This is a genomic window from Streptomyces sp. SirexAA-E (genome assembly GCF_000177195.2).
Lineage (GTDB): Bacteria > Actinomycetota > Actinomycetes > Streptomycetales > Streptomycetaceae > Streptomyces > Streptomyces flavovirens.
Genome location: NC_015953.1, coordinates 1,538,705 through 1,553,127, shown reverse-complemented (window position 1 = coordinate 1,553,127; position 14,423 = coordinate 1,538,705). Strand labels below are relative to the sequence as shown.

The window sequence follows — 14,423 nt, the reverse complement described above, 5'->3', positions numbered from 1 at the left end:
CTTCGTCCCCCCGACCTCTCGACACCCTCAGCGAGGTACCCCGCCGATGAACACCGCCCCCGCGCCGATGCCACCCGCGTACGACTCCGGCGACACGGCCTGGCTGCTCGCCGCCACCGCCATGGTGCTGTTGATGACGCCGGGACTGGCGTTCTTCTACGGCGGCATGGTGCGCACCAAGCACATCCTGATGATGATCAAGATGAGCTTCGCCGCGCTCGCCTTCGGGACGCTGGTGTGGTGGGCGATCGGCTACACGCTGGCGTTCGGCCCCGACGTGGGCGGCGCGGGGGTCATCGGCAACCTCGACCACGTCTTCATGCACGACATCGGGCTGACCACGCTGACCGGCCACATCCCCACGTACGTCTACAGCACGTTCCAGATGGGGTTCGCGATCATCACCGTAGCCCTGATCAGCGGCTCCATCGCCGACCGGGCCACCATGAGGGGGTGGCTGGTCTTCGTCGTCCTGTGGCTGCTGATCGTCTACGTCCCGCTCGCCCACTGGGTGTTCGACCAGGACGGGTGGATCGTGAAGCACCTCGGCGCCCTCGACTTCGCCGGCGGCCTGCCGGTCGAGCTGAACTCCGGGGTGGCCGGTCTCGCCGTGGCACTGGTGCTGCGGGCACCGCGCGACTTCGCCCGCCGGGAGGAGCGGCCGAACAACATCCCGCTCGTCGTGGTCGGTGCGGCACTCCTCTGGTTCGGCTGGTTCGGCTTCAACTCGGGCTCCGCGCTGACGGACCAGGGCACCGCCGCGGCGGCCTTCATCAACACACAGCTGGGTGCCGCGGCCGCCATGGTGACCTGGCCGCTGGTCGAGAAGTGGCGCACCGGCAGCGTCACCACCATGGGTGTCGTCTCGTCCGCCGTCGCCGGCATGGTCGCCATCACCCCGGCCTGCGGTGAGATCGACACGCTCGGGGCGGTCGTCACCGGGCTGGTCGTCGGCGCGGTCAGCGCCTTCGCCATCACCCTCAAGTACCGCTTCGGCGTGGACGACACCCTCGACGTGGTCGGGGTGCACGGCGTCGGCGGCTTCATCGGACTGATCATGGTCGGTCTCTTCGCCACCGCGCGGATCAGCGGCCAGAAGGGGCTCTTCGAGGGCGGCGGCTGGGCCCTGCTGGGCAAGCAGCTCGTGGCGATCGTCGCCGTGATCGCGTTCTCCTTCGTCCTGACCTGGCTCATCGCGAAGGCCGTCGATCTGACCGTCGGGTTCCGTGCCAAGGACGAGTACGACAACGTCCCGGGCGAGGAGGAGGAACGCGCCTACGACTTCCGGACCGCCGAACGGCTCGACGAGCTGGTGTCCGACAAGACCGGAGCCGCCGCGAGCGACGAGGAACTCGTCCGGCAGATCACCCGGCTGCTGCGGTCCCGGGAGGGCTCCCGGTGACCCGTGCCGGGAGCGGCGGGAGGCGCCGCGTCCCGGCCGGGACGGAACCGGGGCGATGATGGACGGGTGCGATTCGAACCGATCACCTGGGAACGCCTGGCCGAAGCCCTGGCCGACCACGCCGACGCCCTGGAACCGGCCGACGGCGGAACCCGGCTCAGGATCGGCGTCGACGGACCCCCGGCCGCACGCACCGGCGTCCCGGCCGAGCTGGTCGCCGAGGCGCTGAGGGTCCGCGGCCGGGCCGTACTCACCGTGTCCACCGAGGGCTTCCTGCGCCCGGCGAGCCTGCGCTTCGAGTACGGCAAGGAGGACCCCGACACCTACTTCGACGGCTGGTTCGACACCGGCGCGCTGTGGCGCGAGGTGTTCCGGCCCCTGGAGCCGGGCGGCAGCGGCCGGGTGCTGCCCGACCTCTGGGACCCCGTCACCGACCGGGCCACCCGCAGCCCCTGCCGGACGCTGCCCGAGGGCGGCGTGCTGGTCCTGCACGGGCCGCTGCTGCTCGGACAGTGGTTCCCGTTCGATCTCGGCGTCCATCTGAGCCTGTCACCGGGCGCGTTGCGGCGGCGTACCGGGGAGAGCGAGCGGTGGACGCTGCCGGCCTTCGCCCGGTACGAGGACGAGGTGGCGCCCGCCGCACGGGCGGACGTGGTCGTACGGGCCGACGACCCGCGCCACCCGGCGTGGGGCGGGATCGGACGCGAGGACACCGGGGCCTAACGCGTGTCCGGCCGGCCGCCCACCGTCATGACGGCCTCGGCCCCGGCCCGGCAGCCGGCCGCCGCCGCGGCGGTGTCGTCGGCGCCGGTGAGCAGGGCGGCGAGGAAGCCGCCGGTGAAGGCGTCGCCCGCACCCGTCGAGTCGACCGGGCCGTCCACCGGGACGGCGGGTACCCGTCCGGTCACCTCACCGCCGGCGGCCAGCAGGACGCCCCGGTCCCCGAGCGTGACGGCGACCCGGGCGGCGTGACGGCTCAGCTCGGCCGCCGCGTCGGCCGGGTCCGGCAGCCCGGTCAGCTCGCGGGCCTCGTCCGCGTTGGGCAGCAGCAGATCCACGCCCCCGGTCAGGTCCAGGAATCTTCCGGGGTCCAGCCCGGCGAGGAAGCCCGAGGAGGCCGGGTCCACACTGACCGGTACCCGCCTGCGCCGGGCCTCGGCCAGTGCCAGCAGCGCCGTCGCCCGGCCGGGGTCGGCGAAGAGGAGATGGCCGGAGAGGTGCAGCCGGGCCGCCCCGTCGAGCAGAGACGGTGACCAGTCTCCGGGACACAGCCGGTGGACCGCGCCGCCGTCGGTGAGGAAGGTGCGTTCGGCCGACGAGTCGACCAGCGCCACCACCGTGCCGGTCGGCACCTCCTCGTCCACGGCCAGCACCGCGTCGACCCCCGCCCGCAGCAGGGCGTCCCGGTGCCAGGCGGCCCGGTCGGCGCCGGCCCGGGCGAGCAACCGCACCCGGGGACACCCCGAACGCGACGCCCAGCAGGCGACGTTGGCGCCCGACCCACCGGGAAGCACCCGGATCCGGGCGGGCGTGTCCGTACCGTGGGCAGGTGGCGGGCCGTGCCGTACGACGACATCGGTGACCACCTCGCCGACGACGAGCAGGCCGCCGCCGACGGTCACCGGGTCCCCGTGGTGTCCGCCGCCGCGATCCGTGCCGCGAGCCGCACATTGCCGCGCACGGCGGCCAGATTGGCCTCCAGCGACGCCCCGCCCGTCTCTCTCGTCAGGTACTCCAGCAGGAACGGGGTGACGGCCTGTCCGGTGATCCCGCGCTCCCGGCACGTCTCCAGCGCCCCGGCCAGCACCCGGTCGTGCACCGCCGGGTCCAACTGGTCCGCCTGCGGTACGGGGTTGGCGACGACGAGCGCCGCGGCCGGGCCGCCGAGCGCGTCCCGGGCACGCATCACGGCGGCCACCTCCTGGGGTGTGCGGACCGTCCAGTCCACCGGCTCCCCGGAGCTGCTCAGATAGAAGCCCGGGAAGCGCTCCGTGCGGTAGCCGAGCACACCGACCCCCAGAGTCTCCAGGCGCTGGAGCGTGGCCGGCACGTCCAGGATCGACTTCACGCCCGCGCACACCACGGTGATGCCGGTACGGGCGAGCAGCCGCAGGTCCGCGGACTCGTCCTGGGTCCGCACCCACTCCCGGTGCACCCCACCCAGCCCGCCGGTGGCGAAGACACGCAGGCCCGCCCGCGCCGCCAGGAACGCGGTCGCCGAGACGGTGGTGGCCCCGCTCGCGCCGAGGGCGAGCGCGGGCGCGAGGTCGCGGTGGCCCAGCTTGCGCAGCGCCGTGTCCCCGGCCACCCGCTCCAACTGCCCGGAGTCCAGGCCGGCATGGGCCCGGCCGTCGAGCACGGCGACCGTTGCGGGGACGGCGCCGGCCTCCCTCACCAGGTTCTCCAGCTCCCCGGCGACCTGGAGGTTGCGGGGGCGTGGGAGCCCGTGGGCGATGATCGTCGACTCCAGGGCGACGACGGGGCGCCGCTCGGCGAGGGCCTCGCGCACCTCGGCCGAGAGCACGGGCAGGGGAAGGTCCGGTTCCTGGGGCGCGGGTGCCGGTGGACGCAGAGGCATGCCCCATCTCTGTCGCTGCCCGGGCGGCCGCAAACCCGGACGGCGGGGGTGACGGCGTGCGGATCCGTTCGGGGCGCCACGGCAGCCTCCGCGGCCCCGGCGGTCACACACGTCACGCCCGGTCGACCGCGGTGCGGTCGTCCCGGCCGTCACCGGCAGGCGGACACGACCGGATCAGAAGAGGGGCTGCGGGAGTATCCCTTCGAGGGCCAGCAGCCGCCGCTTCGTCTCCAGCCCGCCGCCGAAGCCGCCGAGGCCCCCGCCGCTCTCCACCACGCGGTGGCACGGCACCACCACCGGCAGGGGGTTGGAGCCCATGGCCGCGCCCACCGCCTGGGCGGCCCCGGGCTGTCCCACCCGGTCCGCGAGGTCGCCGTAGCCGACGACCGTGCCGTACGGGACGCCGGACGCCAGCTCGCGCAGCACCGCGCGGTTGAAGCCGGAGGTCAGCGACCAGTCCAGATCCAGCGTGAACTCCCTCAGCCCGCCCGCGAAATAGGCGTCGAGCTGGCGCACGGGCTCCGTCAGCCGCGCCGAGTCCGGTGCCCGCACGGGTTCGGTGCCCAGCCGCGTCCGCAGCCGGTCCAGCGCGCCCTCCCGCACCGCCGGCCGGGCGTGGAAGACCACGCTCACCAGGCCCGTGCCGGTGGCGGCGAGCAGGAGCGGCCCGACGTCGCTCTCCACGACGGACCACTCCACGCCCCGCTCGTTGCTGTCCATGCGACCACCGTACGGCCCGGCACCGACAACGCGGCCGGGTTCCCTCAGCGGGTGGCGTCCCGGACGACGTCGGGGTTGTTGCTGATGATGCCGTCCACGCCGAAGCCCGCCACCTCGGCCGCCTTCGCCGCGTCGTTGACCGTCCAGGTGTTGACCCGGAGCGGTTTGCCGTGGGCGCCCTTCAGCTTCTGCACCGCGGCGACGTAGTCGGCGTCGATCGTGGTGTACGCCGGATTGATCTGGTCCGTGAACGCCGCGTACTTCGGCAGATCCGCCACCGGGGGAGTGCCCAGGAAGCCCGTGACGACGTCGGGGCGTTGCGCGTGGACAATCTTCACACTCTCCGCACCGAAGCTCTGGACCACCAGCCGCTGTTCGACGTGCCTGCGGTCCAGCCACCCCTTCTGGCGCAGCACCCGCAGGATCTCCTTCTCGATCCCCGGGTAGACCTCCGGGCTCTTGATCTCCAGGAGCAGCTTCTGGCGGTTGCGCTCGACTCGGTTCAGGTACTGCGCGAACGTCGGAACCCGGGCGCCCGCGAACGCCGGGCCGAACCAGCTGCCCGCGTCCAGCCTGGCGATCTCCGCCGCGGTGAAGTCCTTCACCGCCCAGGGCGCACGGTCGGGGAAGACCTGCTCGGCGTCCGTGGTCCGGTCCAGGGTCGTGTCGTGCAGGACGACGAGCACCCCGTCCTTCGTGCGCTGCACGTCGTTCTCCACCCACGCGATGCCCAGGGCGTCGGCCGCGTCGACGGCCGCCAGCGTGTTCTCCGGGGCGTACGCGGAGGCGCCGCGATGGGCGTGGACGACCGGGCCGGCGCCCGGCGTCCGGGCGTCCGCCGCCCGGGCCTGTCCGGCGGGCAGCAGGGCGCAGCCGCAGAGCAGGGCGGCGACGGTGGCGGAGGTGGTGGCGGTGCGTACGGGCACGGGTACTCCTCGCATCGGGTTCGCGGTCCCCAGGAGGCTCTCATCCACCACCCGACGGACGGCGGGCCGACGGTGACCGCCGTGTGAACGCAATGTCAGGGACCGGGCCTGTGGGCGGGGTACGGACGGATAAAATGCCGTTCTTATGTTTGCTTGCCGGGCCTCGCCCTTTAGGGTCACCCCCGAACCCGGGCCTCCGTGAAGGGCGTACCAGCATGCAGGGCACAGTTGACGGCTTCGGCTACGGCCTCGTGACGCCCGTCGTGGCGTTCCTCATGGCCTGCCTCGGCGCGGCCCTCGGTCTGCGCTGCACCCTGCGGTCCCTGCGCGCGCGGGGCGGTGCCCGGGCGGGCTGGCTCTCCCTCGGCGCCACCTCCATGGGGTCGGGCGTCTGGACGATGCACTTCGTGGCCATGCTCGGCTTCACCGTCGAGGAGACCCCGGTCGGGTACGACAGGACGCTCACCTTCGCCGGCCTCGGCGTGGCGGTCGTCATGGTGGGCATCGGCATCTTCATCGTCGGCTACCAGGGTGCGACCCGCATGGCCCTGGTCACCGGCGGCACGATCACCGGACTCGGGGTGGCGTCGATGCACTACCTCGGCATGGCCGGGGTGCTCTTCGCGGGGCGGTTCGCCTACGACACGCTCACGGTGTCGCTCTCCGTCGTCATCGCCGTCGTGGCGGCGACCACCGCGCTCTGGGCGGCCGTCTCCGTCCACGGCTTCCTGGCCAGCCTCGGCGCGAGCGTGGTCATGGCCGTCGCGGTCAGCGGCATGCACTACACGGGGATGGCCGCGCTCCACGTCCAGCTGGATCCGGCCGCCCTCCCGGTGGCCGGGGACGAGCCCGCCTCCCTGCTGCTGCCCATGCTGGTCGGCCCCGGCTGCTTCCTCCTGCTCGCCGGGGTCGTGGTGCTGGTCGACCCGCTGGTGGTGACGGGCGGAGGGCTGCCGTCCGGCACCGACCACCGGTACGGACCCGGTCCGTACGGCGGCCGGCAGGCCTCCGCCATCCCCGTGCAGCGCCGGCGCACCCCTTGCGAGACGGCCTCCCAGGGCGGGTACCGGCAGTCGCGCGACCACTGACACGACGCCGTTGTCAGTGGCGGGTCGTACCGTGGTGAGCATGCGGCCTGTCTCTCAGATCGAACGTTCGGTGGCGCCCTTCGAGGTCGTCAGTCCCTACCAGCCCAGCGGTGACCAGCCCGCGGCCATCGCCGAGCTGGACCGGCGCATCCGCGCCGGGGAGAAGGACGTCGTCCTGCTCGGCGCGACCGGCACCGGCAAGTCGGCGACGACGGCCTGGATGATCGAGAAGCTCCAGCGCCCCACGCTGGTGATGGCGCCGAACAAGACGCTCGCCGCGCAGCTGGCCAACGAGTTCCGCGAGCTCCTCCCGAACAACGCCGTCGAGTACTTCGTCTCGTACTACGACTACTACCAGCCCGAGGCGTACGTCCCGCAGTCGGACACCTACATCGAGAAGGACTCCTCGATCAACGAGGAGGTCGAGCGGCTGCGCCACTCCGCCACGAACTCCCTGCTCACCCGGCGTGACGTGGTCGTCGTCGCCTCCGTCTCCTGCATCTACGGCCTCGGCACACCGCAGGAGTACGTGGACCGCATGGTCCAGCTCAAGGTCGGCGACGAGATCGACCGCGACCAGTTGCTGCGCCGCTTCGTCGAGATCCAGTACACGCGCAACGACCTGGCGTTCACCCGCGGCACCTTCCGGGTGCGCGGTGACACCATCGAGATCTTCCCGGTCTACGAGGAGCTCGCGGTCCGCATCGAGATGTTCGGTGACGAGATCGAGGCGCTCTCCACGCTCCACCCGCTCACCGGTGAGGTCATCAGCGAGGACTCCTCGCTCCACGTCTTCCCCGCCAGCCACTACGTCGCGGGCCCCGAGCGCATGGAGAAGGCGATCGGCGGCATCGAGCGGGAGCTGGAGCAGCGCCTCGCCGAGCTGGAGAAGCAGGGCAAGATGCTGGAGGCCCAGCGGCTGCGGATGCGCACGACGTACGACATCGAGATGCTCCGGCAGATCGGCACCTGCTCCGGCGTCGAGAACTACTCGATGCACTTCGACGACCGCTCCCCGGGCACCGCGCCCAACACCCTCCTGGACTACTTCCCCGAGGACTTCCTCCTGGTCCTGGACGAGTCGCACGTCACGGTGCCGCAGATCGGCGCGATGTACGAGGGCGACGCCTCCCGCAAGCGGACCCTGGTCGACCACGGCTTCCGGCTGCCCTCCGCACTGGACAACCGCCCGCTGAAGTGGGAGGAGTTCCTGAAGCGGATCGACCAGACGGTCTACCTCTCCGCCACCCCCGGCAAGTACGAGATGTCCCGGGGCGACGGCTACGTGGAGCAGATCATCCGCCCCACCGGGCTCGTCGACCCCGAGGTCGTCGTCAAGCCCACCGAGGGCCAGATCGACGACCTGGTGCACGAGATCCGCAAGCGCACCGAGAAGGACGAGCGCGTCCTGGTCACCACCCTCACCAAGAAGATGGCCGAGGACCTCACCGACTACTTCCTGGAGCTGGGCATCCAGGTCCGCTACCTCCACAGCGACGTCGACACCCTGCGCCGCATCGAACTGCTGCGGGAGCTGCGCTCCGGCGAGTACGACGTCCTGGTCGGCATCAACCTGCTCCGGGAGGGCCTCGACCTGCCCGAGGTCTCCCTGGTCGCCATCCTCGACGCCGACAAGCAGGGGTTCCTGCGGTCCGGCACCTCGCTGATCCAGACCATCGGCCGCGCGGCGCGCAACGTCTCGGGCCAGGTCCACATGTACGCGGACCAGGTCACCCCGGCGATGGCCCAGGCCATCGACGAGACCAACCGGCGCCGCGAGAAGCAGATCGCGTACAACACCGAGCGCGGGGTCGACCCGCAGCCGCTCCGCAAGAAGATCAACGACATCGTCGCGTCCATCGCCCGCGAGGAGGTCGACACCGAGCAGCTGCTCGGTACCGGCTACCGCCAGACCAAGGGTGCCAAGACCCCCGTCCCCACACTCGGCGGCAAGACCGTCCCGGGCGGCGGTGCCACCGCCCGCGAGAAGGCCAAGGGGGAGCCCGTGGTGGCCACCGACCGGCCGGCCGCCGAGCTCGCCGGGATCATCGAGGAGATGACGGACCGGATGCGGGCGGCCGCCGCCGACCTGCAGTTCGAGGTGGCCGCGCGACTGCGCGACGAGGTGGGCGAGCTGAAGAAGGAACTGCGCCAGATGAGGGAAGCGGGACTGGCCTGACCTGTGGGAACCCGCAGTGTTGCAGGACCGACACAAAAACGGCCTATCCCTGCTGTTCGCCTCCGATGACTGCGTAGGGTGCGGGGAAACCGCACACCGACGGGTGCGGGGCAAGCGGAGAGGGGACAGCGCGTGACGGTCAACATGACCAAGGGCCAGGCCATCAGCCTGCAGAAGAGCGACGGGGGGACCCTGACCGCGGTACGGATGGGGCTCGGCTGGCAGGCGGCCCCGCGCCGTGGGCTGTTCGGTTCGCGCACCCGGGAGATCGACCTGGACGCCTCCGCGGTGCTGTTCGCCGACAAGCAGCCCGTGGACGTCGTGTTCTTCCGCCACCTCACCAGCGACGACGGCTCCGTCAAGCACACCGGCGACAACCTGGTCGGCGGCGCCGGCTCGGGCGGCGACGACGAGGCGATCCTCGTCGACCTCCAGCGGGTGCCGGTCCACATCGACCAGATCGTCTTCACGGTGAACTCCTTCACCGGCCAGACGTTCCAGGAGGTGCAGAACGCCTTCTGCCGCATCGTCGACGAGACCAACGGCCAGGAGCTGGCGCGCTACACGCTGGACGGCGGCGGCCAGTACACCGCCCAGATCATGGCCAAGGTGCACCGCGCGGGCAACGGCTGGCAGATGACCGCCCTGGGCAACCCGGCCAACGGCCGGACCTTCCAGGACCTGATGCCGGCGATCCTGCCGCACCTGTAGGGCCCGGCAGGACGGGCCCCGGCCCGGTCCGCCCATCTGTACGAGCAGCTCCCGGAGGCACCCGCCGCCGGGAGCTGCGCCCATGGCAGGGCACCACACCGAACGTCGAGGGGGACAGGGCGATGACGGCCGAACTGGTCCGGGGGCAGAACCACACCTTGCCCCGGACCCGTCTGGAGATCAGGGTGTCGGCGGGCTCGCCCGTCGTGGCCGGGGCCACGCTCGGGGACGAGCACGGCACGGTCCGGGGCGCCGAGTGGATCGCCCACCCGGGCTCGCCCCAGCTGCCCGGTCTGGAGGTGTCCCGGCAGGCGGCGGCCGACCACCGGCTGGCCGTGGACCTCGACGCCCTGCCCGAGACGGTCCACCGCGTCACCGTGCTCCTGGCCCTCCCCACCGGGGCCGGGCGGCCCGACAGGTTCGGCGCGGTCGCCGCGCCGTTCGTCGCGGTCACCGGCCTCGACGGCACCGAGATCGCCACCTTCACCCTCACCGGCCTGGACACCGAGTCGGCGGTGGCCGCCCTGGAGCTCTACCGCCGCCAGGGCGCGTGGAAGGTCCGCGCGGTCGGCCAGGGGTACGCGACCGGGCTCGCCGGCATGCTCGCCGACCAGGGGATCGACCGGGCGGCGGAGTGCGCCGCGGCGATACACGAAGCGGTCGCCGCCGGGTCGGCCCGCTCCGTGACGCCCCCACCGCCCCGTACCCCGGACGGCGAGCGCGTCCGACACCCCGCCGGGCCTTCGGCCCCGCCTGCGGGCGGGGGCCAGCCGGCCGCCCCGGCCCCCGGGGCGCTCGGCGACTCCGGCGCGGCTGCGGGCTCCACTGCCTCGGGAGCGGCCGGTCCGGGGGCCACGCCTCAAGGCTCCCCGACTCCGGGCTCCACGGCCGGTGGACCCATCGACTACGCGCACCCGCGCCGCCAGACCTCCGCTCCGCCCCCGCCGCCGCCCACGGTCCCGCCCGCCGCTCCCGGGGAGCCCGCCCGGCCCGTCGCGGGTGACGCCACCGGCTGGTCCATGGACGAGCGCCTCTACAACCAGATATGGGGCATGTTCGAGGACCTGGCCCGCGCCGTCGCCGCTTACCGCAGCGCCGTCGACTTCGCCGATTCCCGGATGGAGCAGGAGATCGACCGGGCCCTCGGTGACCCGCGCAACCGCATGGGCGGCGCGGGCGACCGGGCACGCGAGGAGGCCCGCGCCAAGCGCGAGGAACTGGCCGCCCGGGCGCGCGAGGCCCTGGACCGTGACCTGGCCCAGCTCGCCGCAGAATCGGCCGTGGTGGAGCCCGCGCTCCCCGCTGCGTACGCCGGCTGGGACAACCCCGTCTGGCACGGCTACCGCGTGCCGATGGAGATTCCCATGGCGTTGCGTGTCGGCGACCTCCACCTGCCCGAGCGGACCGATCTGCGCATCCCGCTGCTGGTCCGGCTGCCCCTGGAGCGCGGTATCTGGATCGACAGCGGACGTACGGCCTCCGAGGCCGCGGCGGCGGCGGACGGGGACGCGCTGCGCCGGTCGGCCGTGGAGACCGCCGTCGCGCTGGCCGCCCGGCTGCTCGCGGTCTACCCCGCGCACGAGTTCTCGGTGCACGTCATCGACCCCGCGGGCTCCGCCGCCGGTCCCCTCGCGCCGCTGACCGCCTCCGGAGTCCTGGCCGCACCGCCCGCCTCCGGCGCCGGGGGAGTGGCCGCGGTCCTCGCCCAGCTCACCCGCCGGGTCGACCTGGTGCAGATGGCCGTCAGGGCCGGGGCCGCGGACTCGCTGCCGCCGGACCTGGACGTGGGCGAGCACCTGCTGATCGTCAACGACTTCCCGCACGGCTTCGACGACCGGGCCGTCACCCAGCTGCGCTACCTCGCCGACGAGGGGCCCTCGGTGGGCGTGCACCTGATGATGGTGGCCGACCGCGAGGACGCCCGCGCCTACGGCCCCGTGCTCGACCCGCTCTGGCGCTCCCTGCTGCGTGTGACCCCCGTCGCCGACGACCACCTCGCCGACCCGTGGGTGGGCCACGCCTGGACGTACGAGCCGTCCCGGGCCCCGGAGGGCAGCCGCGTCCTGGAGCAGGTGCTGGCGCTGGTGGCCGCGGCACGCCGGACGGACCGCCGCTGAGAGCCGGGCCGTCTGGCGTCCACCCCGGCCAACCGCCTTGACCTGGGCTTTTGATCTGTCTTTGCCTATCGCTTTACCTTTTCTTGGTGTTTCCTGTACTGTTCTTCGAACGGAGGGGAGTACTCCCGATCGCGGCGTTCCCGTCAATACGGACTGTGACCGGTCCCGGGGCGCCGGCCCGGCGCGCAGCCCGCGTCCCGGGTGGAAGAGACCTCCGGCAGCGACGACGCTGAACCAGAGCCGTAGCGAACTGCCGGAGGCGCAGTGGACGTTTCATGGACCCTCTGGGCGCTGACCATTCTCGGTCTGGTCGCCCTCATCTCCGTCGACTTCTTCATCGGGCGCAAACCCCATGACGTGTCGACCAAGGAAGCCGGAATCTGGACCGTCGTCTGGATCGCGCTGGCCGTACTCTTCGGGCTGGGTCTGCTGGTCTTCGGGGAGAGCCAGGCGTCGGGTGAGTTCTTCGCCGGCTTCATCACCGAGAAGTCGCTCAGTGTCGACAACCTCTTCGTCTTCGTCCTGATCATGGCGAAGTTCTCGGTGCCCTCGCAGCTGCAGCAGCGGGTGCTGCTGATCGGTGTGCTGATCGCCCTGGTGCTGCGGGCGATCTTCATCGCGGCCGGTGCGGCGGTCATCGCCAACTTCTCGTGGATCTTCTACATCTTCGGCGCGTTCCTGATCTACACCGCCTGGAAGCTGATCCAGGAGGCGCGGGCCGACGAGGACGAGGAGGAGTTCGAGGAGAACCGCCTCCTGAAGTCGATCGAGCACCGCTTCGGCGTCGCCGACCGGTACCACGGCACCAAGCTCTTCATCCGTACCAACGGCAAGCGCGTGCTGACCCCGCTGATGGTGGTCATGCTCGCCATCGGCACCACGGACGTGCTCTTCGCGCTGGACTCCATCCCGGCGATCTTCGGCCTGACCCAGGACCCGTACATCGTCTTCACCGCCAACGCCTTCGCCCTGATGGGGCTGCGGCAGCTGTACTTCCTCATCGGCGGGCTGCTGAAGAAGCTGGTCCACCTCAGCTACGGGCTCTCGGTGATCCTCGGCTTCATCGGCGTCAAGCTGGTGCTGCACGCGCTGCACGAGTCCGGGGTGCACGTCCCCGAGATCTCGATCCCGTTCTCCCTCTCCGTCATCTGCGGTGTCCTTATGATCACCACCGTCACCAGCCTGATCGCCACCCGGAGGCAGGCGGCGGCGGAGTCCGCGAAGGCGGCCGGCGAGGAGAGCGAGAACGTCGGCGCCGACAAGTAGCCGACGGCGGGCCGGAGAGACACGGACACGGCGGCGGCCGGGGCCCCTCGGGGCACCCGGCCGCCGCCGTGTCGTGCGTTCACCACCCGCGCTTGCGCCACTCCGGCAGCTGCGGGCGCTCGGCGCCCAGCGTGGTGTCGCCGCCGTGGCCGGGATACACCCAGGTCTCGTCGGGCAGCGGGCCGAAGAGCTTGGTCTCCACGTCGTGGAGCAGGCTCGCGAACGCCTCCGGGTCCTGGTGGGTGTTGCCCACCCCGCCCGGGAAGAGGCAGTCCCCGGTGAAGAGGTGCGGGGCGCCGTGCGGGTCGTCGTAGACCAGGGCGATGGAGCCGGGGGTGTGACCGGTCAGATGGCGAGCGGTCAGCGAGACCCGGCCCACCCGGACCGTGTCGCCGTCGTCGACGAGAAGGTCCGTCGGGACGGGGATCCCCTCCGCGTCGTGCCTACCGGCGACGGTGCGCGCCCCGGTGGCGGCCACCACCTCGGCCAGCGCCTGCCAGTGGTCGGGGTGCCGGTGCGTGGTGACCACCGAGGCGATGCCGTCCTCGCCGATCAGCCGCAGCAGCGTCCCGGCCTCGGCGGCCGCGTCGATCAGCAGCTGCTCGCCGGTGGCACGGCACCGCAGCAGATAGGCGTTGTTGTCCATCCGCCCGACGGCGACCTTGGAGATCATCAGATCTGTCAGCTCGTGCACGTCCGCCGGTCCGCCGACCCTGACCGTTCCGCTGTACGTCATACGCCGCAGCCTATAGCGGGGGCAGCGCGGGAAGGCCGCCGCCTTCCACGGTGAGCCCGGAGCCGTCGCGGCGTCCGCACAGCCACCCGAGGATGTCCGCGGCCGTACCCCGCACGGTGACCGGCGTCCCGGCGGCACCGCCGCCCGTGGTCCAGATCCTGCCGTCCTCGGCCGTCGCCGACGTGGCGACCACCTGGGGATGTCCGGCGAAGCGCTCCGCCAGGAAGTCGTTCTCCCGGGACACGAACTCCTCCGGCAGGTCCTCCAGCTCGTAGCCGATCCCCAGGTCGACGTGGTGCAGCTCGACCTCGCCGCGCCGCCGGAAGGGAACGCGCCATGCCTGATCCGTCACACCGTTGCGGAGGGTGACCGTGCGGGACCAGTCGGCGGGCACGGCGGCGGCCGACTGGAAGGCCTCGGCGCTTTCCCGCAGGTCGGAGACCTGCGCGTCCAAGGGCCTGGAGGCGCCCCGCTCGATGTCGGCGTCCCGGTTTTCGCTGTTCGCGTACATCGGGCGTCCGCGGAGAACGTTTACGAGCGCGTCGGCGTTACGTGACAGGTGGGCCAGAACATGGCCGCGGCTCCAGCCCGGCAGCCGTGACGGTTCGCCGAGCGCGGCGTCGTCCCACGTGGCGGTGGCGGCGAGCAGCCGATCGGTCGCCTCCCGTAGGGCCGCCAGGTCATGCACGTGATCGATCAT

13 protein-coding genes are annotated in these 14,423 nt (G+C 72.2%); 7 read left to right on the top strand and 6 right to left on the bottom strand.

Going from position 1 to position 14,423, the window contains the following annotated elements; genetic code table 11:
- Positions 1-46: 46 nt before the first annotated feature.
- Positions 47-1,402 carry an ammonium transporter gene (locus SACTE_RS06830; RefSeq protein WP_014045294.1) on the top strand — a complete coding sequence of 452 codons (1,356 nt, stop codon included), beginning with the start codon at positions 47-49 and terminating at the stop codon, positions 1,400-1,402.
- A gap of 66 nt (positions 1,403-1,468) precedes the next feature.
- A complete protein-coding gene (locus tag SACTE_RS06825; protein ID WP_014045293.1) occupies positions 1,469-2,125 on the top strand; it encodes a uridine kinase in 657 nt (218 codons plus the stop codon).
- Here SACTE_RS06825 and SACTE_RS06820 read toward each other — a convergent pair.
- The 4 genes from SACTE_RS06820 to SACTE_RS06805 all read right to left on the bottom strand — a co-directional run bounded on the left by SACTE_RS06820 (position 2,122) and on the right by SACTE_RS06805 (position 5,626).
- Positions 2,122-3,024 carry a PfkB family carbohydrate kinase gene (locus SACTE_RS06820; protein WP_014045292.1) on the bottom strand — a complete coding sequence of 301 codons (903 nt, stop codon included), beginning with the start codon at positions 3,022-3,024 and terminating at the stop codon, positions 2,122-2,124. The genes SACTE_RS06825 and SACTE_RS06820 overlap by 4 nt on opposite strands.
- A complete protein-coding gene (locus SACTE_RS06815) occupies positions 3,021-3,980 on the bottom strand; it encodes a pseudouridine-5'-phosphate glycosidase (RefSeq protein WP_014045291.1) in 960 nt (319 codons plus the stop codon). The genes SACTE_RS06820 and SACTE_RS06815 overlap by 4 nt, the downstream gene beginning before the upstream one ends.
- Positions 3,981-4,154: 174 nt before the next feature.
- Positions 4,155-4,700, bottom strand: coding sequence for a methylated-DNA--[protein]-cysteine S-methyltransferase (locus SACTE_RS06810; RefSeq protein ID WP_014045290.1), 546 nt, complete (start codon positions 4,698-4,700; stop codon positions 4,155-4,157).
- Between the two features lie 44 nt (positions 4,701-4,744).
- Entirely contained in the window at positions 4,745-5,626 is an 882-nt protein-coding gene (locus SACTE_RS06805) for a glycerophosphodiester phosphodiesterase family protein (RefSeq protein ID WP_014045289.1), read from the bottom strand.
- 215 nt (positions 5,627-5,841) lie between these two features.
- Between SACTE_RS06805 and SACTE_RS06800 the strand changes: the two genes are divergently transcribed.
- The 5 genes from SACTE_RS06800 to SACTE_RS06780 all read left to right on the top strand — a co-directional run bounded on the left by SACTE_RS06800 (position 5,842) and on the right by SACTE_RS06780 (position 12,987).
- The gene (locus SACTE_RS06800; RefSeq protein ID WP_014045288.1) at positions 5,842-6,714 is read left to right on the top strand and encodes an MHYT domain-containing protein; all 873 of its coding nucleotides are present in this window, start codon (positions 5,842-5,844) and stop codon (positions 6,712-6,714) included.
- 40 nt (positions 6,715-6,754) lie between these two features.
- Positions 6,755-8,893, top strand: a complete 2,139-nt coding sequence (gene uvrB, locus SACTE_RS06795; RefSeq protein WP_014045287.1) for an excinuclease ABC subunit UvrB — start codon at positions 6,755-6,757, stop codon at positions 8,891-8,893.
- Positions 8,894-9,025: 132 nt separating this feature from the next.
- A complete protein-coding gene (locus SACTE_RS06790) occupies positions 9,026-9,604 on the top strand; it encodes a TerD family protein (RefSeq protein ID WP_014045286.1) in 579 nt (192 codons plus the stop codon).
- Positions 9,605-9,726: 122 nt separating this feature from the next.
- Entirely contained in the window at positions 9,727-11,721 is a 1,995-nt protein-coding gene (locus SACTE_RS06785) for a TerD family protein (protein WP_014045285.1), read from the top strand.
- A 264-nt stretch (positions 11,722-11,985) separates the two neighbouring features.
- Positions 11,986-12,987, top strand: coding sequence for a TerC family protein (locus SACTE_RS06780; RefSeq protein WP_014045284.1), 1,002 nt, complete (start codon positions 11,986-11,988; stop codon positions 12,985-12,987).
- Between the two features lie 79 nt (positions 12,988-13,066).
- Here SACTE_RS06780 and SACTE_RS06775 read toward each other — a convergent pair whose 3' ends face one another.
- Entirely contained in the window at positions 13,067-13,723 is a 657-nt protein-coding gene (locus tag SACTE_RS06775; protein ID WP_014045283.1) for an MBL fold metallo-hydrolase, read from the bottom strand.
- Positions 13,724-13,733: 10 nt separating this feature from the next.
- Complete coding sequence (locus SACTE_RS06770; RefSeq protein ID WP_014045282.1) at positions 13,734-14,423, bottom strand: maleylpyruvate isomerase family mycothiol-dependent enzyme; 690 nt, start codon at positions 14,421-14,423, stop codon at positions 13,734-13,736.